Raw genomic sequence first — 22,314 nt, 5'->3', positions numbered from 1 at the left:
CGAAATTTTAATATCAATGTTATCGAATAATTATAGAAGATTATTGGAGTTCAACAATCACGATTTTGCAATAATTCACTGTAAACGCATCAGAGAGTTGGATAACCTTATTAGATTCGTAGGAATAGCAAACGAAATGGGAACTCTCTTGGCTACTTCATATAGAGAGCAACTTCAGCCTTTGATGGATGAAGAAGAAACAAGATTGTATGTCATAGAGGCAGTACTTGGAGCTGAACTACGAGAAGATTTCCAGAAAAATATGGGTACTTTGATTTATTCTGTGGGCAAATATGATAAAATACTGAGGTCTACAGTTCCTGTGGTTAGTTCAAATGGACAGAAATTTTATGTCTTAATCTCGATTGATGTGGAGGCAGATGCATTCAATATCTTAGAAAATAAAGTTTTAAGATATATTAAAGATCGTAAACATGTGTAAGTCAGTATGAAAGTCCATTTATCCTGAGCCACTGATCATTTCTGCTATTGTTTTTGTAATTTATATAATTTCGTTTATAAATAATTGATTATTACTAATAAAATACTACTAATTATTATAAGGGTTGTTGCAGTTAATGTATACATGAGACAAAAATTTTCAGCAGGAAGTAAATGTGAATGTATGTGTCACGGAAAGGAAGGAATAATCGATTATTGTGGATATTGTTCTTCGTCACACCGTAGAATCAATTCTGGATATCGACCTAGAAGCTAAATTCAGTTAGTAAAAATCACTCTTCACTCCTAGAGAGTGAAAATGCATTTTAGACAAATAAACAAGAATGAATCAAAGCCTAGTTTGCTAAATCTCGTTTAGAAACAAACTGTTTATCAAACTAGTCCAATTGACCATGTTTTTATAGATTTTATGAGGTCGACATTATTCTTCACATCTGTTAATTCAAAAGCCAAAGTTCTAAAAGGTTTCTTTCCAGTGTCTTTCTAAATCTCCCAATCTATTCATTGCGTCCAAATTATTTTGCAAATCATAATAATTAGGTTCATGTCTTATTTTAAAAAAAACTTCAATGACTTGATCGATTGTAACACCATGTTTCATATCATAATTTATGTTCCTGATTATATTTGATAGTTTACCGTATTTTTTATGCTTCCTTATCTCCCACTTTGATGCATCACTTGGCAGACCCTTGACATACTTTATAACCGTTCTTTCCATATTTTCTATATGCCAACTTTTTAACGGAAAATTATTCTGTGTCAAAAAACATCTAATCAAATATACGTATGGAAGTATATAACGTTGAAGTATATCTTTTTTATAGGCTTGATTATCCAATAATGAGTTCATACTTGTTCAAACTCGAGCAACTAAAGCCATGACGTAAATAGCCCTAATCCGAAATATCGAACTAGTCACTGTCAAAGTTTTCCATTGAATATGCTTCTAATAAATACTGTTGATTATTTATACAAAAATTGAGTGTTTATCTTAATATTCCAAATAATAAAACGATGATAACCATCCATATCGGATCCTGTCAAAAAAATTGATAGAATCGATCCAATTTGCAATGATTCTATTGACTAGTACTATTTTGAATCGCTGCTGTGGAAGCCAATGGACTTTCTTCAAGTGCTGTCAAAGGTAATGAGCATTCGCCGTTTTGTTGGTCATTAAAGTTAAAGTTGTTACCTGTTAAAGCGTTAAATTCTGGTGCTATCGACTGTGCACCTGCCTCACCAGCTTGCCCTTGTTCTGTTTCCTGCTCGCCTGAACTACTTGGTTGTTGACCTAATGCACTATTTCCAGTGCAAACTCCAAAACCAGCAAGTGTTGCTGATGCATTTGGAACATATGCTCCAACTATACCTGCTACCAGTAAAGCAGAAATTATTCCTGTAATGATTTTATTCATCAAGTTCATGATCCTGATATCATATTTACAACTTTAATAGATTTGTTAAGGTTTAATCAAAATGATGAATCTACTTTCCCATTTTATAACTTGTTTTTAGGTGTGCAAAGTTCTGATTGATTCTTAAGGATTTTTCTTTCCTTTTGTACTTTTAAATGAAAATTATATACTAAATTATACCATAAATCAAAAGTTGGCAATACGCTAGTAAAAATCGCTGCAAATTAAGTCTAACTAAGACTATATAATACAACATAATGTATTGTTAAATCTATGTTTCTGCCCCCAAATAACTTTAAGTCTTTTTCACTCAAACTTTAATTAAATGGATAATTTTTGGTTAAATCATGTGAATGAAGATATGAGTCTCGTTGATATAATACCGCAATTAAAAAAAGGATTGTTATCTCCAGTAGATTTAGTAAATAAATGTCTTTTTCGAATCAAAAAGTTAAACTCGATTCTTAACTCTTTTATAACTGTCATACCAGAGGAGATCCTTCTGAGTCAAGCTAAAGAATCTGAAAGATTGCTTAAATCAAACGAATACAGAGGACCACTTCATGGTATCCCTTTTTCAGTAAAGGATCTGATACACGTAAGGGATGTTAAATTTACTGCCGGCTCTAGGTATTACTCTGATTATGTATCAAAAGATACAGCAGCTGTAGTCGAAAAATTGACAAATGCAGGTGCAATTCTTGTAGGTACTAACAACATGAACGAATTAGCTTCAGGAATAACAGGAAAAAATGTTCATTTCGGTGATTCTAAAAACCCGTTCGATCCGTCGAGAATTTCAGGCGGATCCAGCGGTGGTTCAGCTGTTGCTGTAGCTACGGGCATGGTTGTTTTTTCTATTGGCACAGATACAGGAGGCTCAGTTAGGGTTCCTTCATCATTTTGTGGAGTTGTTGGAATGAAACCAACATATGGTACTATTAGTATGTCCGGTATTTTACCTCTTAGTCCTTCACTAGATCATATTGGAATAATAACGCGAAAGACAATTGATTCACAAATTATTCACAACGTCCTTAATTCATCTGGTAGATATCACAGTCCGAAGATGACCGATTTCACAAGATCACGATTCCACTATGGTAACGGCTTTCCAAAGCTTCTGAAGTTGTTGTGTCCTTCAAATCATTTTCTTGATATTTTGGACAAGGAAATAAGATATGAATTTTTTAATTTAATATCTTTGTTGAAAAGTAAAGGGATTGAGGTTTTGGACGTCCATCTCAGCCTTACTGCAGAATATTACAAAAGTTGGAAAACAGTTCGATTGTATGAAGCTTTCAAAGTTCATTTTTCAAAGATGCAAATTGATTCAGGTCACTTATCCGAAGAGGTAAGAAATATGCTGTTGAAAGGGAGTAGAATTGATCGTTCCACTTATCTAAATGCCAAAAATATGATTAGAAAAATTAGGAACAAATTCTTAGGTGTCTTTGATAGATCTAATCGTGTACTCCTCCTACCTACCACTGTGATTCGTGCTCCTCGACTCCGTACAACTCGTGTCACTATTAACGATAAGAATAAAAGAGTACGGGATTTGTTACTAAGAAACACTATTGTATTTAATAGTATTGGATTTCCAGCCTTGACAATTCCTTTGTTCAAATCTGATCCTAACGAACGGACCATACCCATTGGATTACAGCTTGTCAGTGCACCCTACAAAGATGATTTGGTCTTTGAAACGGGGATTTGCATCGAAAAACTTACTTGTAACAAGCAAACCTCGCCTAGATAGATGGAATAATTAGTCAAATACAAAGCGTTATTGGGGTTCCTTGGAGTTTTTATGCATTAACTAGATTATGATGTAATTTCATAATAACCTTTAAAACGATACAAATGCTTTAACTTTTAATGTACAGGACTTAAAAAGAAAATACATGCTTGAAGATATGAATGCTGCAGAGGTAAGAAAGCAATAGAATTGAGAAACTATTGTATTTTTGGTGCTTGGATCATATGAAAACCTCGGCGATCATCTTCCATTTAGTTCTGATTTTCTTTTTCCGATTTATCTTGTTCAGTCGATCTTGGACAATATCGTCAATTCACAATCAAACCTAGTGACCGGTACTGCTAGTGCAGGCGTAGATGTTGATAGAAAACAGTTTAATCTTATTGTCGTTCCTGTTGTTCCATACGGAGTTAGCATTCGTCATACAGATTATCCGATGACAATGAGTTTGAGATCTTCTACTATGATATGTCTGATTGAAGACTTCTTGAATATCTGGCATCAAATGGAATCAGACGAGCTATAATAGTAAATGGTCACGATGGAAACATCGCTCCAGTAGATACTGCCTCTAGAAATATTAAAAAAATACTCTGAAATGGTAATTACATGCCTAGAATCATGGTGGACTTTGGTGGGTCAAAAATAGGTCTATTTTTGATGTGTGGGATGGACTAGGCCATGGAGGAGAGGCTGAAACTTTAGACATGCTGGCTATAAGACCTGACGGTTAATTTAGATTTGGCTCCTGAGAATACAATTCCAAATCTGCCGGGCGAGGATATTCGAATTTACTGGAAATTTAATGAGCTTACTAACACTGGTGCCACTGGAGCACCACGGTCTGCAAAAGTCAAAAAAGGAAGAAATTATAAAAATACTTTCGGAGATAATCCTTGATTTTTTGAACAAAATGGATTCGACTGATCGGAAATATGGTATCAGACTTGGTAATCACAAATAGGCTTCATCTATCCCAAATTACAAATTTGTACTTTACTAAGATCCTCTACATAGTTTTAGTCATCGTTAACTTTATGCAACTATACAATGATTTAGCATACTTTAAAGCTCAATCATTGAGATATAACTTAAACCAAAGTATTATATATACATCCTACTAATAAGAGATACTTTCTCACTTGATTATTCGTTGTTTTAGAATGCTATCTGCTCAGATCAGCCGTCCTGAACGTATTACCGTACCTTGAATAAGATAAAACCACGATTATTGCAGGGTTTATTGACAATAAGTTGATCCTCTTTTGAATATTTGCAGGTCCAAATTGATTCCCTGTCTTCTGCATTTGATACTCGTGATGTAAGCAATAAAGTTAATACCAGTTACTTCGTAATCATTTTGTAATTGGGAATTATTAGTTTTTTGATAGGACTTGCAATTTCGACTATTTTGATATATATTGTAACAAAATTGCTTGGGGAAAAAGAAGGTTTAAAGATAGCACTTTTGGCGGCACTACTTGGTTCGATTATGTTTGGGTTTATAAACTATATTTTTGGAAACGGAATTGTTGCAGCAGCTATAGGTGGTATAATATGGCTTGTAGCCTTAAAATGGCTATATAGCACAGGATGGCTCAAGGCAATCTTGATTGCAGTGGTACTTTGGATAGTAGTTTCTATTGTAGGGGTATTTTTGCCTACATTTCCTAGTCCGTTTTAGGTTTTGGAACAAATAGCCAACCTGCACGCCCAATCGATCTTCTTTTATTGCAAATCTGATCTGGATACAGAGATATATTTGTGAGTCAGAGATAGCCTATGGTTGATTTTCTAGCGCTCTTAAATTTTTATTATCCTCAAATCATTTTGTATCTTGACTATTTCGGCACTGTGGCATTTGCCGTTACTGGCGCATTCAAAGCAATCGAACAAAAATCTGATTTAGTTGGCATCGTAATTCTTTCAACAGTTGCTGGATTATCTGGTGGAATAATAAGAGATGTTTTATTTGGCCGGTTCCCTCCAGCTGCATTATCCGATCCTGTTTATTTTACCCTTACAATAGTAACTGGATTCATACTATTTTTGTCATATCCCAAATTAAAAAAACACTGGAATCTATTTCTAAAATGCGATGCGATTGGTCTGGGAGTTTTTACAATCATAGGTGCCACTATGGCTTACGCAATATTTGGACCGAATATACTTTTGATAACTTTTGCCGGACTAATCACTGCCACAGGGGGAGGCATTCTTAGAGATGTATTTGTAAATGAGGTACCTTTGGTTTTCGTGAGAGAATTGTATGCTACAGCAAGTTTTGGAGGGGTATTGGTATTTTATCTCCTGATCCTTCTGACTGACCCAGTAATTGCAGCAGTCACGGGGATTCTAGTCGCGACTGGAATAAGACTATTGGCTATAAAATATAATTGGAATTTACCAAAAGCCAGAATATCATAATCAGGTATTTGTTGGTGGCCTTACTAATTATTGGTTGCATTCTTTTTTTGTATGGATGGCTCATCACTATTTGATTGAACATATATACCGATGACGATCTAGCAAAGAATTATCCATGATTGTGTATTATTCTTAAATCAATCGACCAATCGATCATTCAAAATACCGTTAGTTATCTACAATCTACCCTTATTTACTTTAGATTGAAACAAATGAAATCATTCAACATTCCTTTTGAAAATGCAAGTATGGAGAGTGAATTTGAGCGTTCAGGGTCTCTATCTATCTAACCATGACCACCATCTTTAGTAAAGTTTAATTCTCATACAATATCAAAATTAAAGTTAGGTTGCTAATTTTATACAGGAGGATGTCGAGCATCACTTGAGTTCTTCTAGTGTTTCTTCAAGTAGAATAAAAAATAATCATGATGGTAATTATAATCCATCAAAAAAAATAAGGACAGTTAATCCCTATACTGAAGAGGTAATCAATGAATACAGTGTCATAACCAGGGAAGAGGTTTTTGATGTCGCAAGGAAATCTAAGAAAGCCTTTAAAGAATGGAGAAAAGACTATGGGAGAAGAACCGGATATCTATACGCTTTTGCAAATGAGCTCAAAAAGGAGCGAGATGAACTTGCAAAGGTAGCCACCATGGAAATGGGGAAAACCATTAAAGAGGCCAGGTCCGAGATAGATAAATGTGCTTGGGCTGTAGAGTATTTTGCCGATAACGGTGGGGTCTTTCTACATGACGAAGTTATTAATACAGATGCAAGAAAATCAATAGTTACATTCGAACCGTTGGGAGTAATTGCAAGCTTAATGCCTTGGAATTTTCCATACTGGCAGGCTTTGAGATTTGCTGCCCCGTCATTGATAGCAGGCAATACCATTATCTTAAAGCCATCAAGCGTTACTATGCAGTGTGGATTGGAAATAGAAAGAATATTTGAGAAAATTGGTTTACCAGATTTTGTATTCAAAACAGTCGTTGCCAGCGGAGCCGAGGCAGGATATTTGATCGATTCTGAGGATGTAAGTGCTGTTACTTTTACTGGGAGCGTACCTGTAGGAGCTAAAGTGGCTCAGCATGCGACGTCAAGATTGAAGAAGATTGTATTAGAGTTAGGAGGTAGTGACCCCTTTATAGTATGCGAAGATGCCGATATTGATAAGGCATCAAGTGGGGCAGTTAAAGGTAGGTTTATTAATTGTGGTCAAAGTTGTATCGCTTCTAAGCGATTTATAGTTGTTAAAAACATTGCTAATCAATTTTTGGAAAAATTCATTGAAAAGACAGAGAGACTTAAAATAGGTAACCCTTTGTCTGAGGAAACCGATATAGGTCCATTGGTTAATCAAGCCGCTGTTGAAAATATTGACGAAATGGTAAAAAGAGCAATTAAAGAAGGCGCGGAGCTGGTTACTGGCGGTCAGAGACTCGGCAATAAGGGACAAAAAGTTGGAGAGGATGGTGGTAATGGCTCTAGCTTGAACAAAGGCTACTTTTACAAACCTACTATACTCAAAAACGTTACTCCTAAAATGGAAGTGGCAAGAGAAGAGACTTTTGGTCCGGTTGCCCCTGTAATAGTTGTTGAGGATGAGCAAGCGGCAATTGAAATTGCAAACGATACGCAATTTGGTTTAGGTGCAAGTGTGTGGACTCAAAATCTGAACAAGGCAGAAAAGTATTCAAAGTTACTTCAAGCAGGAATCGTAACTGTCAATAATGTTGTGATATCAGATCCTAGAGTTCCATTTGGTGGGATCAAAAATAGTGGATTTGGGCGTGAACTATCCAAGCACGGCATGTTTGAATTCGTCAATATCAAATCAATAAGATTTTATGATCAATTGGTTCATCAGCACTATGTAGAGTAGAAGGTAGTGGTATTTGTAGTCATTAAAAAACTGCCTTTACGTTTTTGAAGTAAAAAATAACATGATAGATGCATTTTGCAAAAATAATGAGAAGCAATAAAAAACGCAGATTGTCGTTATTATCTCTCCTCTTATAACTAGAGAATAGATCTAGATACTACTAAAATCATCTAGTAAGTTATTGCTTTATATTGACAAGTATTGCGATTAAAGATATTACTGGAAACTCTATCAATCCTACTAATTCAATTTTTCTTAGATAGCTGTTTGTGGATTACTTAAAAAATATCTTATCACTTGATTTTATTATTGAATAAACCAAGATATTGTCTTGAGTGTTGGGGAGGAGAATATCATAGAATAAGAGATACATGCCTTTTGGCAGAAAAATTAGGGTATTATGGTTTTTTTTATGGTGAGTCCTTAACAAACCTAGACTTTGACTGTTGGACAGTTATATCTTCGTTAATTTCATTGACAAAAATCATTAAACTTGGACCAGTCATTACGTATATTAATCCTGAATACAGAAGTTTGGCATTACTTGCTAAACAGTCCATCACGTTTCAAGATATATCAGCTGGTCGACTTGAGTTTAGGACTGGTGCAGGCGCTGCTTCAAAATATTCTATTTCTTGGTGGAATCCTTACGGCATTAATTATCCTAACGCTGGTGTACGCCTTACTATGTTAGAGGAAGGTATTAGCCTATTTCGAAAATTAATAGGAAAAACAGATTCCATTGACAAAAGTAATGGTTCCTCTTCAGGTTTTGCCAGATCAAATGACAAGAAGAACGGGGATTATGGAAATCCTGTTTATCATGACGGAGAATATTTTAAGACAAATGGAGCTATAATGACCAAACCTATTCTGGACATCCCCATTACAATTGCAGCCAAAAGTAAAAGAATGTTGCAAATAGCAGCAAAGTATTCTGATATCTGGGAATCCTCTTACATGTCACCAACTCAGTTCTCTTCTATGAACTTAAAATTCCATAAGGTGTTTCAAACAACAGGAAATACTGTATCATCTGTCTTTAAAAACGCATCAGGACCTCATCCAAAGAAATCTATAGAACTAGAAGTATTAATAGCTGAATCAGAAAAAGAGTTGCAAAAAAAGAAAGCAGTCCTTGAAAAGGAAAGAGGAACTGAAGCGTATAATCAGATATTGGGGAGAGGGCTAATAGGAATTTGTGATGAAATTCATTCCTTGGTTTCAAAATATGTTGATCTGGGTGTTGAACAGTTTTTATTAGCATTTCAAGATCCTTTTGACGTCGAGTCAATTGAACTATTCATGAAATCTGTCAAGTGATACGATTCAATTGTCGTATGTCATGTTCGTCTGATTTGTCACTATCTATTTATTATCTCACCAAACTTCCTCTACTCTGAAGTGTCATAATTTATTGTTATTATTATGGATCAAAAGCGCAATAGTAAATATTTCCTTTTTTGGGATACCAAAGCTCTCTAATTTATCTCGGATCTATTCGATCATACTTTGCCATAAACAGAAAACATTTTTTATCTGGAAAGTATCGATAATATCTACGATATGTGTTCTAATGAGGAAGATAACAAAAAGATACTTTCCACCCTAAAGTTGTCTGATAAAGAGGTAGTTTCAAACCTAAAACTAGGCGTGATTTTGATTATGTTTGGCTTTTCCATCTTTATGGGGTTTATGGTTATACCTGGAGCTTTTGCACAAAACTATTCGAATATGATTGACGGTGTAACAAAAGGAGCCATTGAAAATGATATTATAGGGGCAGAAAATATGACGGGTATTTCAAATACTAACGAAACATCTGCTACGTCTTCTAACTTTGATACAAATATTCGGAATCTATCACTACAATCTTTTTCTAGTTTTGTAGATCAAATTAATAAAATTGTAAGAGAAAAATCATCTGATAGTGATAATTATTATGTATCAAATTCCTCCTCCTCCTCCTCCTCCTCCTCACCCCTTCAATCTAAAATTCAAAATTCTACTCTGTCACCGTTACTGGGCCTCAAAGAAGTAGTTATACAAAATACATCCATGTCTGCTCCGGCTCCTGTTAGACATCCGGGCCAACCTACTCATGAGGTGGTTTTTGCTCTGCCTTTAAGAAACGACGGTTACATATGGACAGGAACTGTTACCTTTACCGCAAGTAAACCCATTGAAGTTGAGGTTTTGCATACATATGCTCCACAAGAAAAACCTGAAGCTTTGCACGGCGAACCATATTACTCTGTATTGCCTGGAAATAAGAGTATTGCTATAACTCATCTCAGGCATCTAGTAGATGTTCCAATAGAATTAAACGGAACGGGAATAAGCTCAGGAACTTTGGATTTTGCAGGAAATGCCTTGGTATTTCACAAAACTTCCGGTGAACCGTTTACAGTAACATATACAATAGATGCAGTCTCAAAGAAGATAACTCAGTTGGAAAAATAATGGGTGGGTTTTTATCTCACTTCTTGTTTATAACTATATTTTTTTAGAAAGATGCGAACATATCTGTGTATGTGATGTTTGAGATGAATTTAATAAATAATATCTTGACAGGTATTTGTTGAGATCTAATTTATTCACAAGATTATATCAAAAGAGATAAAAAATACAATCTATTACTTTTTCTAATTAGTCAATTATTATTTTCCTATCACTCTACCTCTTCTTGTCTTCTTTTATATGATTCGAAAATTAAATTAGACGTTATTAGGATCAATGATTATGGATTGTAAAGAGGCAAGACGAGTCTCAATATTATCCGTGCGTACATAGGTATGCCCTGACCCTTGGTTTATTGTCTGTAGAAAGGCATCTTTATCGTCTATATCTTCATAGCCTTGCAGCTTTGACACATTGTTTAATGTCCAATAAAGCGTTTCTGAACCAGTTCCTGGATCAATAAATGTCTGAATGACTCTATTATTTTCTCCTGTTAGAAATGTTTTTACCTTTAAAGTGACGTTAGTCTTGTTAATTAAATCGTTTATATAATAACTGTCGCTTTGGTTGTCATTGGAGTGGAAAATAAAATCTGCTCCTGATAAATTTTTAACATCGTTCATAGTCAATTTGACATACTTTCCGTTGTCGCGGTAGTCCAGAATATATGGATTGCTATCATTAGAAACATCAAAGAGAACTCCTATTCCTCTCTTTTCAGCATCCGATGCATCGGAATTGTGATGTCCTGTATTAAACATTATTTCAATATAGGTTTCATTTTCATATTTTTTCTCTGGTTTCTCAAAATAATTCAAGATATCTCCTTTCCACACGATCATTTGGTTTTTTGCGGCGTTCATATCAAGCGTTCCATCAAGGTTTTTTCTTGCAATCTCTATTCTAGGAGAATTGATGTTGTTAAGGTTACCTTGCGAATGCTCGGCAAGGTCCAAATTAATTCCAAGAGTTTTGTTTGGATTTAATGGATCCCCAAGTTCATAAGAAAATTCTTTATCAAATTTAGTGTCTACTATCAAATACCCTTCTTTATCGAAAATCTCTTTGTCTAATACATCCTCGGTTCGCGGATCGTAGATTCTTGGGTTGCTACTTGCATTTTCGCTATCTGGTGGACTACAGGAGTTGGACAGGATTTCTGACTCGTCTTTTTCCTTAATTTCTTCTTCTTTAATATCGGACAATTCTGATGGATCTTTTGAGCATTGCTTGCCATCATCAAACCCATCAATTTCTGATCCAGGGGATCTACACATAATTTCTTCGATCTTATATTGTTCGGTTGAACAATCAAATGGATACACCACTTTGAGGAAAGGGCAAAAACTTGTTATGGTATCATTATTAGTCCCAATACTGGTAGTGGTATTATTATCATTCAAGATGATGTTGTCACTACTGTGACTCTGATTTGATTGATTAATATTTTTGTTGACACTTCCGTAAAATTCTGGACATTCCTCCGTATTGGAGGTATTAAGCAACACAAAATTCTTTCCGATTAATTGGTTGGCTGTTTGGGCAGTTGATATATTTAGCCATATTGGAAATTCTAATGAACTAAGGATGGCGGATAGGAACACTAAAACGATTACAGAGGTAAGTATCGATAAATCCGTATGATGGAAAGCCAATTTTTTTATTATACTTGTTGGTAATCCAATATAAACGAATAGACAAAAAGAAAAATAACATTTATATTGTAAAAAAATATAGTTCGAACAACTTTGACAAACACCGTTACTATTTCACTTATATTTGTTACTAAAAAATTATGATATATAATCGAATAGAAAATAAGTGATGATATTATTATAGAACAAGAATTTATTCCCTTATCTATACATGGTAACAATATTTATTCTGCAGCACACATATCATTTTGCATTTTAGTTTGAATAATTTTGAAAAAGGTCAGAGATTTTTTATCTCTTGTTTTAGACAAGATCAACACTTTGTCTTTTGGGATGATGCTGTGCTGTGTCTTGTTTTGTACATCTATTTGGAAAGAGTCTTTCGCCTTATTCGGCTACAAGTAAATCTAATAAGGTGAGAGTTTGTTCAATAGTTATGAGCAACTCTGCAGAAATTTCAGGGGACTTGGAAGTTGTTACACTAGCTAGTGGATGTTTTTGGTGCACGGAGGCTGTCTTCAAGAGGATAAAGGGTGTAGTTTCCGCTGTTCCGGGATACGCTGGCGGGTCAGTAAATAATCCAACCTATGAGCAGGTTTGTTCAGGAACAACCGGACATGCTGAAGCAGTTCAAGTACAATTTGATCCAAATATTATATCACTTGAACAAATCTTGGAAATATTTTTTTATACACATGATCCAACAACTTTGAATCGTCAAGGTAATGATGTGGGCACCCAGTATAGATCCGTCATATTTTATCATTCGGAGCGACAAAAAGATATAGCATACAAGATTAAAAGCGATCTTGACAAAAAGGGTATATACGCTAATCCTATAGTAACTGAAATTACAACTTTTAGCAATTTCTATCAAGCTGAAGATTATCATAAAGATTACTATGACAATAATAGGTCAGCTCCATACTGCAACTATGTAATAGATCCCAAGGTCAATAAACTATTGACAAAGTTTTCAACCAAATTAAAGCATGAGTATCTAAGACATTAACAATTTTGGATAATCTTGTATTCTAGCACGGACTAGCCAGGTGTATTTAAGAACTATCAAATATTATATGATTGCATTGGATGTAGGAAAAACCATGTATGATCCAGTAAATATAAACAATTTAGTAGTACAGATCCAAGAGATCGTAAGGCAAGCCACTAATATTGTTTTTTTTACCGGAGCGGGGATTTCTAAAGAAAGTGGTATTCCAACTTTTAGAGATAAAGATGGTTTATGGAATAAATATGATCCTACAAAGCTGGCATCCCTTACGGCCTTTAAATCAGATCCTCGATTAGTGTGGGATTTCTTTTATTCCAGACAGAGATTAATTTGTGATGCTAAATTCAACGAAGCTCACATAACAATAGCATCAGTTGAAAAGAGTAAGCTTGATAATTGTTGGGTTCTTACGCAAAATATCGATAGTCTGCACCAAAGAGCCGGATCTTCTAATGTAATAGAGCTCCATGGGAATATTTTTGGATTAGTTTGCTTATACTGTGGAACAGTAAAACAGTATAATCATGAGACGTTTTTCAAAGAATTTGATGGGAAAGATGTTCCCCTCTGCGAAAGATGTGATAAAATATTAAAACCAAATGTGGTACTTTTTGAAGAACCGTTACCAACATTAGCATGGCAACAGGCAATTCAGTTGTCTTCCGATTGTGATGTAATGTTTGTTGTAGGATCATCCTTAAGTGTCTCTCCTGCAAATATGTTGCCCTATTATGCGATGAAAGGTAACGCTACGGTAATTGAAATTAATCCTAACAAAAGTGAAATGTCTCATTTAATGGATTTCTCTGTCAGGGCCAGTGCTAATAATGTTCTTCCAAAAATATTTGGTATGGATAGTCATTCTGATAAGATGTTATAAGTGGGAAATTTTGCTTATTTCTGTAACTATAATATATCGGTAGATGTATCATACCATATAATCAATTTCAAATTGCCCAAACAACATAATATTATTTGAGAATGGCTGAGAATATATCTAACGCATTGAAATGTTTGTCCCTAAAGCAACCTTATGCCTATCTATTAGCTAGTGGGAAGAAAACTATTGAGATACGCAAGTGGAATACAAGGTATAGGGGTAAATTTCTAATTCACGCTTCAAAAAACCTAAACAAAGAAGCTTGTTCTGTTCTTAAGATCAATGAGAAATTGCTAATAAAAGGTGCCATAATTGGAGCAGCGGTCTTGTATGGTGTCAAGACTTACCACGCCTTTGATGAGTTTGATAAAGATAGGGATAAACATCTATCTGTTGAAAATATGAATCCGTTTTCTAATGTATTCAAAAGAAGATGTGGATTTTTGATCAAAGATGCAGTGCTGTTTGACTATCCGGTACCATACTCTGGTAAACTAGGGATGTTTGAAGTTCAATTATAAACAAAGAAACTAACTTATTTTTTGAAGGGAACGAGCACAACATTCAAACTGCTAAATTGCTTTCTGCAAAAGATTGGAAAAAGGTGTTGACTTTTAATTTGTTAAATATCCTCACTCTTACTCCTATCTATTCGCAGTTAGATTGTTATGATGGTTAAGAGGCTGCTGCATTTGTTTGCAGTCATGTCCTTTCTTTTGCGCGCAAAATATTTAGAGCAGATCCCGCTCTAAACCATCTTAACTGAGCATCATTGTATGAATGAACTAGTTGAATTTGTTCTTCAGAACCATCGCTATGATATAGAATTGCGGTTACTACTCCTTTGGGACGAAGGTCTTGCAAATCGAGTATGCTGATCCTATCATCTTCTCTGATTTTGTCGTAATCTGATTGATCTATAAACGTTAATGCAAGAATACCTTGTTTCTTGAGATTTGTTTCATGAATTCTGGCAAAACTCTTTGCAATAACAGCTGCACATCCAAGATATCTAGGTGTCATTGCAGCGTGTTCTCGGCTGCTTCCTTCTCCGTAATTTTTATCTCCAATAATTATCCAACGCATTCCATTTTTTTTGTACTCTCTGGCAATATGGGCAAAAGTTTCAACGTTATTATTTAGAAGATTCAATCCCTTGCCCACCTGGTCATCTCTAAATGAATTCACTGCCCCAAGCAACAGGTTATCGCTTAATCTATCTAGGTGTCCTCTATACATCAACCAAGGTCCTGCTGGTGAAATGTGGTCGGTTGTACACTTTCCTTTTACCTTGGCTAAAACCGGTAGCCTACTAAAGTCGTTACCATCCCACTCAGGAAAGGGTTGGAGTAGTTGCAGCCTTTGGCTGTTACTCTCTATCTTAACTACTACTTTGTCGGGTTCCTCAGATGGGGGAACATATATGTTTACAGTATCTTTGAAACCGGAAGGGGGCACTTCTGGGGCAACCTTTGGTGGATTTAATCTAAATTTTGTGCCATCCTTTGCGACAAGTTCATCCTTTAAGGGGTTAAAGGAAAGTCTTCCTCCAAGTGCTAAAGCAATTACAAGTTCTGGACTACCGATAAAGTTCATCGTCTCCCTACGGCCATCATTTCTTCCCGGAAAGTTTCTGTTGTAGGAGGTTACAATTGTATTTGGTTCTCCCTTTTTTAATTCGGGTCGGCTCCATTGGCCTATGCAGGGACCACACGCATTGGCCAAAACATTGGCGCCAATCTCTCTAAGCAACTGAATTTGTCCGTCTCTTTCTATAGTCTCTCTTATCATTTCAGAGCCGGGGGTAACTTGAAGTGGGGATTTGGTCTTGATTCCTTTTTCTACTGCTTGTTTGGCAATGTCTGCAGCTCTGGACATGTCTTCATATGAGGAGTTGGTGCAACTTCCAATCAATGCCACTGAGATGTTATCAAGATAGTTATTTTCGTGCAAGTCTTCAGCCATCTTCGAGATGGGTCTAGCGAGATCAGGAGTATGGGGCCCGACTATGTACGGTTCAAGCTCATCCAAATTGATTTCAATAAGCTGATCAAAGTATTTGCTTGCGTTTTCTCTGTTTTGGGCTATTTCTTCTTCTAGTATCAAATCCTGTACTAGTAAATCTCTGTTTTTGTTGGCCAACTCTGCCAGGGAGGTACGTCCGGTCGCTTTAAGATATTCTTCCATCTTGCTATCATATGAAAAAACTGAACATGTTGCACCTATTTCTGCACCCATATTTGTAATCGTTGCCTTTCCTGTACAGCTTACATTTCGGGCCCCTGGTCCAAAATACTCTATAATAGCGTTTGTTCCACCTGATACCGTGAGTTTGGAGGCTACATACAGGATGATGTCTTTGGGTGAAGCCCATCCACTTAATTTGCCCGTAAGGTACACTCCTATTCTCTTTGGATACAAAACTTCCCATGGTAAGCCTGCCATTACCTCTGCAGCATCCAAACCCCCAACTCCTATTGCAAGCATTCCTAATCCTCCTGCATTTGGTGTGTGTGAGTCGGTGCCAATCATAAGGCCACCAGGAAATGCATAGTTTTCCAGAACCACTTGGTGAATAATTCCAGCACCTGGTTTCCAAAATCCAATACCGTATTTTCTGGATGCAGATTCTAAAAATTGATAAACTTCATTATTTTCATAAATTGCTGCTTTGGTATCTGATTCGCTGCCAACCCTTGCCTGGATCAAGTGATCGCAGTGTACAGTAGTTGGTACCTTCACCTGTCTTATACCTGATTGCATAAACTGGAGAATTGTGGTCTGACCAGTTACATCTTGAAGGGCTACTCTATCTGGATTCAAAAGAATATACCCGTTTCCGGGGGTTAGCTGATTGAACTCAGTAAGGTCAACAGACTCGTCCAAATGACCTATCAAAATTTTCTCACATAGTGTAAGAGGTCTCTCTGAGATTTTTTTGAACTTTATAATGTTTTGTTTTAATTTCTCATAAGTTTTAGAAACCAAATCGGGGGTTGTCGTCTTCCCTCTTTGTTGGGGGGTGATCTGAGCAGTGGTCATGATAAATTACGTATATTGATTCGCAGGTCCGGTATTTATCGCTAATGTAACCGGTGATTGGGGAAGTAAGAAGGAAGGATGAGGGTGTGGTGGTATAGGTGGTATAGTGGTGGAAGATACAAAAGAGAATTAAATGGGATAGGGCAGGAGGCTTTCTTCTGGTTAATTTGTGTTATGTTTATGTTATAATATTTCAAACCTTTCCTTGTAATGATGTACTCAAAGGCCGGTTTCAATTGGGCTTCTTTTACCCGAAAAGACATTTTTTCAACACATGGTTAAAATTACATTTAACTTAAACAAAGCCCTAGTGTTTTCTAAAATCTTGGTTGCCTTCGATGGTTCAAAACCCTCATTAGATGCCGTTGAGAGTGCTATGGACATTGGCAAAAAGTATAATTCTTCATTAATTATTCTGCATGTCTTGGATAGTTACAAGTATCCATATTTGCTATCCTCAATTATCCTTGCTCCCACTTTTGGCTCCGAAAAATTTCAAAAAGAAAAGGAAGAATTTGATAAATTAATGAAATCACTCAAAGACAAGTATCTCTCGACAGAAGACAACTCTACAGAAACTGAAGATAACTATGTTGATACAAATAATAACACCATACAGGGGGATCATTTTGATTCATCTCAATCTTTGTTAAAAGAAACTAAAAACGCAGATCATAAATTTGAGACAGCTATTGTAGAAGCTGAAACCTCTGCTGCTTCAACAATAGTTAATTATGCAGAATCTAAAAATGTTGATTTACTTGTAATTGGAAGTAGGGGAAGAACGGGCCTGAAAAAAATGCTTGTAGGAAGTACTGCAAGCGAAGTTTTAAAGTATGCTCACTGTCCTGTACTTGTTGTAAGGTAGAATTCAGGTACATCTTGTTATGCTTGTACTGATGCGATTATAAATAAAAACAACAGCAATCACTACAATAATAAATTAGTCGATGTCGACCTGTTTAAGAGAATTTTAGGTAAAGTTCACTTTCTATACAAATATTTACTTTTTGGTTTTTTTCAGAGGACATTGAGGATTTATACAAAATTGCCAACGATACCTTTTACCTTGATTAGTACCCGTCGAAGCCACTATGGGCCATTTGCATTCATTGCAAATTTTTTTCAAACCCCTTAGTGCACCTGTTGAAGGCAGTGGAGCTGTTGCTGTGCAATTGCTTGATGAATAGTTCGTACAACCTGCAAATCTTTTTCTTGTCTTTGTTGATTTTTTTACTATTAGCTTTCCCTTTTGGCATACTGGACAGGCTCCTAGGGAAACGGTTGTTCGAGATTTATTTGAAATGGATTCCATTCTTCTGTCTTTTTGAAGAGACTGGGAGATCTCTTCAGCAATGTGGTCTTCGTTGTCTGAAAAAGATTTAACTGCTTCTCTTACCTGTTCACGGGCTTGATCGACAACTGAGGAACTAGGTTTTTTACCTGATTCAATCTGTTCCAGTTGTTCTTCCATGGTCCTTGTCAAACTAGTAGAGACAATGTTTGGAACATATTTTTTCATGGATTCTACCAGGGCGATGCCCATTTCAGTGGGTCTTATGCCTGACGAACCTTTAATCCTAATCGGATCATTTTGAAGTCTGACGTTCTGTATCGACTCTGAAGGAGTAATTATCGCTGGTTTTTTATCAGCTTTCATTTCACTCCAGGTAGCAGTATTTTTTTTGAGGGGGGGTGCATATCGATTACTTTTTGAGTCATTGGCGGTACTAAAATTATAAATATAGTTTCTTTTGAAAAGAGTATTTATTATTTCTGAACGTGTTGCTTTTGTTCCAATTTTTTCTCTTTCCATTTTTTGTAATAATGTTGATTGATTGAATCTGGGAGGAGGTTGTGTAGTTTTCTCTATTGATTCTATGTTTACTATTTTAAGGATATCGTCTTTTTTCAAAAAAGAGAGCGTATCTGTTGTTACATAACCAGAATAATCAAAATAGGGGCGATAAAATTCTATCCAGCCTTCGGAAATTATTTTCTTTTCCTCTGATTTGAATATGTATTTATCTTTTATAGCGATGGTAACGGAAACTTGTTGATAGAATGCTTCTTTTCCAAAAGTAGCAAAAAATCTTCTTACTATGAGGTCGAGTAACTTTGATTCAGATTCATCTAATACTCTTTTGGACTTTTGTCCCGTTGGATATATAGCTGGATGAGCTGGATCGTCTTGTTTTCCTTCATTAGGGATTAACGATTTTTGAGCCAAAAGATTTGAGACAATAACGGAATAACATAATACGTTTTTGTTTTCAGTTTTTTCAACATAGGGATCTTGTTTCAAGCCTCCAGCCATTTTTGAAATGTTTGAAATAATTTTCGTATAGTTTATTGATGGTGGAAGTTTTTGACTAGAAGTTCTGGGATACGAGATTAACGCATCCAGATACAATTTCTCTGCTACGGAAAGTGTGTAATTTGGAGAGAATTTAAAAACTCTGTATGCCTCTTTCTGTAGATCTCCTATATTGAAAGGATAGGGTTGTTTTATCGCTGTCTTGTTGGTTAATACATCGGTAACTTTGCCTAGTTGATTCTTGCATTCAGCTACAATACTCAGAGCCAGATCCTTAGATTCTATTTTCTGTGGAAAGTAGTATGCTTTCAGTGTTCGATCATTTTTTTGAAAAACTGCCAGTATATTCCAATAAGGGGTCGAAATATGATCTAAAATTTCTTTTTCTCTTTCTACTACGAAGGCAAGGGTAGGGCCCTGCACCCTTCCGATCGAAAGAGTGATAAATTTCTTTGTGTTTTTTTCATTTGATTTTCTTTTAACTGAATTTGTGAGCGCTCTTGAAAGATTGATGCCATAGATATAATCTATCAGGTGCCTTGATAATCCTGCATCCTTTAGATTATGATTCGGAGGTAGCAGATTACTGAATGAATTTCTTATTTCTTCATCTGTGAGTGATGAGAATTTTGCTCGTTTTGAAACTGAATATTTGTTTTTGCAAGCATATTGAAGGATGTTGTAGCCTATGACTTCACCTTCTTGGTCATAGTCACATGCATGAATAAAATTTGTGGCTACTTTTGATAACTTGGAAAGTTCATCTATGATTCTTTTTATTTTATAAGTAAGGCTTTTTGATTTAATGCTTTGATTTCTTGACCAACTTAACGCTTGCCATGAAGGGTAGAGAATCGGAAATTCTTGTTCGCTTCCTTTTGTATCTGATAGTCCATAAAGATGTCCTAGAGCATAACAAATAATGTACTTTTGATTCGAATCTACATTGACATTAAAAAAAATATCATTGTCTAAAACACCTTTTGATTGGGATAAATTTTTAACCTGAACGGTATTAATCGATGATAACTTACTTTTTGGACCAACAATGCTCAAAGATTCGGCAATTCTCCTTGCTGCCGATGGTTTTTCACATATTACTAAAGTAATCTTTTGAATATAGAAAATCTATACGGGTAACTAATAAATCATTTTCTTTGAAAAGTACTGATAGTTGGTTTTATCTATTAATCTGTGAAAATAATTTGATAATTCACACCTATCTCCGTTATTCCGCTTGAACAAGAGCCCAACGAGCTAATGTTTATTTTATTTAGATTTGACTCCAGGAATAACCAGTAACCATCACTGACAACTGTTGTTAAACCCTGTTTGACACCTAATATGTTATCATTTGGTAGGTTTACCTCAAATAATGGAGTTCTCACTCTAAATTCAGGTAGCCTATCTCTTACCGGTTTTCCATTAACATAAAATTCAAGCATTCCGATTTTGTTCATTTTATCAGCTGCTTCCGACTTTAAGGTTTCCTCTGACTGATTTTCCTCGTCTCTGAACGATATCCAGTTCAATATTGGTAAAAATATCTTCTTTTTATGAAGTATTTCTATCCTTCTATGAGGAAAAATTCGGGATTTTTCAAAAGTCTGACAAAGGAAAAAAACATCTGGATCACTTTGATTAATATAAGCTTTTTTTCCTGTCATGTCGTAAGCAGGATTGTTTGATTTTTCAATAGTTAAAAGCCACTTCCACCACAATATACACCAATCGTTGAAACTTTTGCCCATAGGGAACGAATTTGAAGGGTATATCAATACTTCTGCATTATACATAACTATATTTCAAAAGCGAATTATATTTGCATTATCTTAATCGTATTGATTCTATCCACGTAAGTTCTTTCAATGGTACTAATTTTGCATACTAAAATAAAAAAGCAACATGAATAAAATTTTGAATAATTAAATCTCAAAAATGTCAGTTGTGTCCTCCAGGCATTTGTTTATATCGTGAAACGAGGTGCATCTTTCCTACAATCAATCCATATAATAGATAACCTAGTTTAATCATATTTATGTTGATTGCAATGGTTGCTTTTAAGACTTTTCATTTAGTAATGTTTATGCCTCATTCAACAATTAAATGATACAGTACTTTGGCTTTGGTTTCAACAGGTGAAGCGCCAAACACTTGTGTTTTTCCAGCTGCGTAGTCCCAAAAAACCTCATAATATCCAGGTTTTAATGGACCATAAAAAATAAAATATCCATCTGCGTAGGCTGGATAAATACCTGCCGGATAAGAAGGTCCTGTATACTTGTTATTTGATGGCACAAATACATTAAAAATTCCAGTATCTTGTCTATTGTTTTGTACATCAATTTTTGTATCATTAATTTCCACAAATATGAAGGCATTTTCCTGCCCTTCTCTACCTTGACTTATTATTCTGTCATCAGTTTCATTTGTATCACTCCAATACATTCCAGTATTTATCCCCATTAGAACATATTTGCCACTAGGTATGTAACAGGTTCTCTCTACAATTTCACTAGCTGCTATTGTACCACTAGCCACGTAATCGGGTAAAAACCAAACCGGTCCAGTTTGGTTCTTGCCACATTCGCTCTCTAAATAGTATAGTGATGGATGCTTTTCTTTAGGAAAATTTATGTACCACTGCCACCACTTGGCAATCCATTCTCCGTATGTTAGGTCGAAGAGCTTCTCATCTTTGAGAATTAACCTTGGAGCGTTTGTTGAATTTTCTAAAGTGGCAAAGGCATTATTGCCAAAATACATGCAAATGGCAATAATTGTAATTAAACTCGAAGTAAGGACTTTATGTGACAAAAATATCCTTGTTATTTTCATATGTTTCTTAAGTCTCTACACCATATAAGGATTCATATCGAGTTGATTTCGTTGAAATATCTCGATAAAATTAATATTAATCATTAGGCTAAGGATATATGTACGATACGAAAATACTTTGCGTTATTACTTGCATGTGTTATAG

General features: G+C 35.4%; 20 protein-coding genes. 13 read left to right on the top strand and 7 right to left on the bottom strand.

All coding sequences use genetic code 11. The features are described from left to right. Positions 1-43: 43 nt before the first annotated feature. Positions 44-442: a hypothetical protein gene (locus NFRAN_RS02670; protein WP_172602065.1), complete on the top strand. Its 399-nt coding sequence runs from the start codon at positions 44-46 to the stop codon at positions 440-442. Between the two features lie 477 nt (positions 443-919). Here the strand turns inward: NFRAN_RS02670 and NFRAN_RS02665 are convergent, their stop codons facing one another. Both NFRAN_RS02665 and NFRAN_RS02660 read right to left on the bottom strand, forming a co-directional pair. Then, entirely contained in the window at positions 920-1,228 is a 309-nt protein-coding gene (locus tag NFRAN_RS02665; RefSeq protein ID WP_134482959.1) for a hypothetical protein, read from the bottom strand. A 316-nt stretch (positions 1,229-1,544) separates the two neighbouring features. After that, positions 1,545-1,883 (bottom strand): hypothetical protein, encoded by a 339-nt coding sequence (locus tag NFRAN_RS02660; protein WP_134482958.1) that lies wholly within the window; start codon positions 1,881-1,883, stop codon positions 1,545-1,547. A gap of 361 nt (positions 1,884-2,244) precedes the next feature. Here NFRAN_RS02660 and NFRAN_RS02655 point away from each other — a divergent pair, with 361 nt between their 5' ends. The 8 genes from NFRAN_RS02655 to NFRAN_RS02625 all read left to right on the top strand — a co-directional run bounded on the left by NFRAN_RS02655 (position 2,245) and on the right by NFRAN_RS02625 (position 10,425). Further along, a complete protein-coding gene (locus NFRAN_RS02655) occupies positions 2,245-3,645 on the top strand; it encodes an amidase (RefSeq protein WP_172602064.1) in 1,401 nt (466 codons plus the stop codon). Positions 3,646-3,853: 208 nt separating this feature from the next. Continuing rightward, the gene (locus NFRAN_RS02650; protein WP_320410578.1) at positions 3,854-4,171 is read left to right on the top strand and encodes a creatininase family protein; all 318 of its coding nucleotides are present in this window, start codon (positions 3,854-3,856) and stop codon (positions 4,169-4,171) included. A 215-nt stretch (positions 4,172-4,386) separates the two neighbouring features. After that, positions 4,387-4,545 carry a hypothetical protein gene (locus tag NFRAN_RS13550; protein WP_172602062.1) on the top strand — a complete coding sequence of 53 codons (159 nt, stop codon included), beginning with the start codon at positions 4,387-4,389 and terminating at the stop codon, positions 4,543-4,545. A gap of 466 nt (positions 4,546-5,011) precedes the next feature. Further along, entirely contained in the window at positions 5,012-5,329 is a 318-nt protein-coding gene (locus tag NFRAN_RS02645) for a hypothetical protein (protein WP_134482955.1), read from the top strand. Positions 5,330-5,427: 98 nt separating this feature from the next. Further along, positions 5,428-6,072 carry a trimeric intracellular cation channel family protein gene (locus tag NFRAN_RS02640; protein ID WP_134482954.1) on the top strand — a complete coding sequence of 215 codons (645 nt, stop codon included), beginning with the start codon at positions 5,428-5,430 and terminating at the stop codon, positions 6,070-6,072. Positions 6,073-6,456: 384 nt separating this feature from the next. Then, positions 6,457-7,962 (top strand): NAD-dependent succinate-semialdehyde dehydrogenase, encoded by a 1,506-nt coding sequence (locus tag NFRAN_RS02635; RefSeq protein ID WP_197731096.1) that lies wholly within the window; start codon positions 6,457-6,459, stop codon positions 7,960-7,962. Positions 7,963-8,271: 309 nt separating this feature from the next. After that, positions 8,272-9,285, top strand: coding sequence for an LLM class flavin-dependent oxidoreductase (locus tag NFRAN_RS02630; protein WP_172602061.1), 1,014 nt, complete (start codon positions 8,272-8,274; stop codon positions 9,283-9,285). 243 nt (positions 9,286-9,528) lie between these two features. Then, entirely contained in the window at positions 9,529-10,425 is an 897-nt protein-coding gene (locus tag NFRAN_RS02625) for a hypothetical protein (RefSeq protein ID WP_134482952.1), read from the top strand. 254 nt (positions 10,426-10,679) lie between these two features. Here NFRAN_RS02625 and NFRAN_RS02620 read toward each other — a convergent pair whose 3' ends face one another. After that, entirely contained in the window at positions 10,680-12,026 is a 1,347-nt protein-coding gene (locus NFRAN_RS02620) for a hypothetical protein (RefSeq protein ID WP_172602060.1), read from the bottom strand. 487 nt (positions 12,027-12,513) lie between these two features. Between NFRAN_RS02620 and msrA the strand changes: the two genes are divergently transcribed. From msrA to NFRAN_RS02605, 3 genes are all read left to right on the top strand, one after another. After that, positions 12,514-13,089: a peptide-methionine (S)-S-oxide reductase MsrA gene (gene msrA / locus NFRAN_RS02615; protein ID WP_134485597.1), complete on the top strand. Its 576-nt coding sequence runs from the start codon at positions 12,514-12,516 to the stop codon at positions 13,087-13,089. Between the two features lie 67 nt (positions 13,090-13,156). Further along, a complete protein-coding gene (locus NFRAN_RS02610; RefSeq protein ID WP_197731095.1) occupies positions 13,157-13,972 on the top strand; it encodes an SIR2 family NAD-dependent protein deacylase in 816 nt (271 codons plus the stop codon). Between the two features lie 101 nt (positions 13,973-14,073). Next, entirely contained in the window at positions 14,074-14,493 is a 420-nt protein-coding gene (locus NFRAN_RS02605; RefSeq protein WP_134482950.1) for an ASCH domain-containing protein, read from the top strand. Positions 14,494-14,674: 181 nt separating this feature from the next. On the opposite strand, the gene NFRAN_RS02600 is transcribed toward NFRAN_RS02605, so the two are convergent. Continuing rightward, positions 14,675-17,014, bottom strand: a complete 2,340-nt coding sequence (locus NFRAN_RS02600; protein WP_134482949.1) for an aconitate hydratase — start codon at positions 17,012-17,014, stop codon at positions 14,675-14,677. A 274-nt stretch (positions 17,015-17,288) separates the two neighbouring features. Here NFRAN_RS02600 and NFRAN_RS02595 point away from each other — a divergent pair, with 274 nt between their 5' ends. After that, entirely contained in the window at positions 17,289-17,882 is a 594-nt protein-coding gene (locus tag NFRAN_RS02595; protein WP_134482948.1) for a universal stress protein, read from the top strand. Between the two features lie 135 nt (positions 17,883-18,017). Here NFRAN_RS02595 and topA read toward each other — a convergent pair whose 3' ends face one another. The 3 genes from topA to NFRAN_RS02580 form a co-directional block, all read right to left on the bottom strand. Beyond that, on the bottom strand, positions 18,018-20,429 hold the full coding sequence (topA, locus tag NFRAN_RS02590; RefSeq protein WP_269472330.1) for a DNA topoisomerase I: 2,412 nt from the start codon (positions 20,427-20,429) through the stop codon (positions 18,018-18,020). 89 nt (positions 20,430-20,518) lie between these two features. Then, a complete protein-coding gene (locus NFRAN_RS02585; protein WP_134482946.1) occupies positions 20,519-21,127 on the bottom strand; it encodes a hypothetical protein in 609 nt (202 codons plus the stop codon). Between the two features lie 295 nt (positions 21,128-21,422). After that, positions 21,423-22,169, bottom strand: a complete 747-nt coding sequence (locus NFRAN_RS02580) for a hypothetical protein (RefSeq protein ID WP_145987995.1) — start codon at positions 22,167-22,169, stop codon at positions 21,423-21,425. Positions 22,170-22,314 lie beyond the last annotated feature (145 nt).

Origin of the sequence: Candidatus Nitrosocosmicus franklandus (assembly GCF_900696045.1) — an archaeon.
Classification (GTDB): Archaea; Thermoproteota; Nitrososphaeria; order Nitrososphaerales; family Nitrososphaeraceae; genus Nitrosocosmicus; species Nitrosocosmicus franklandus_A.
This window is presented reverse-complemented; position numbering and strand designations above follow the sequence as displayed.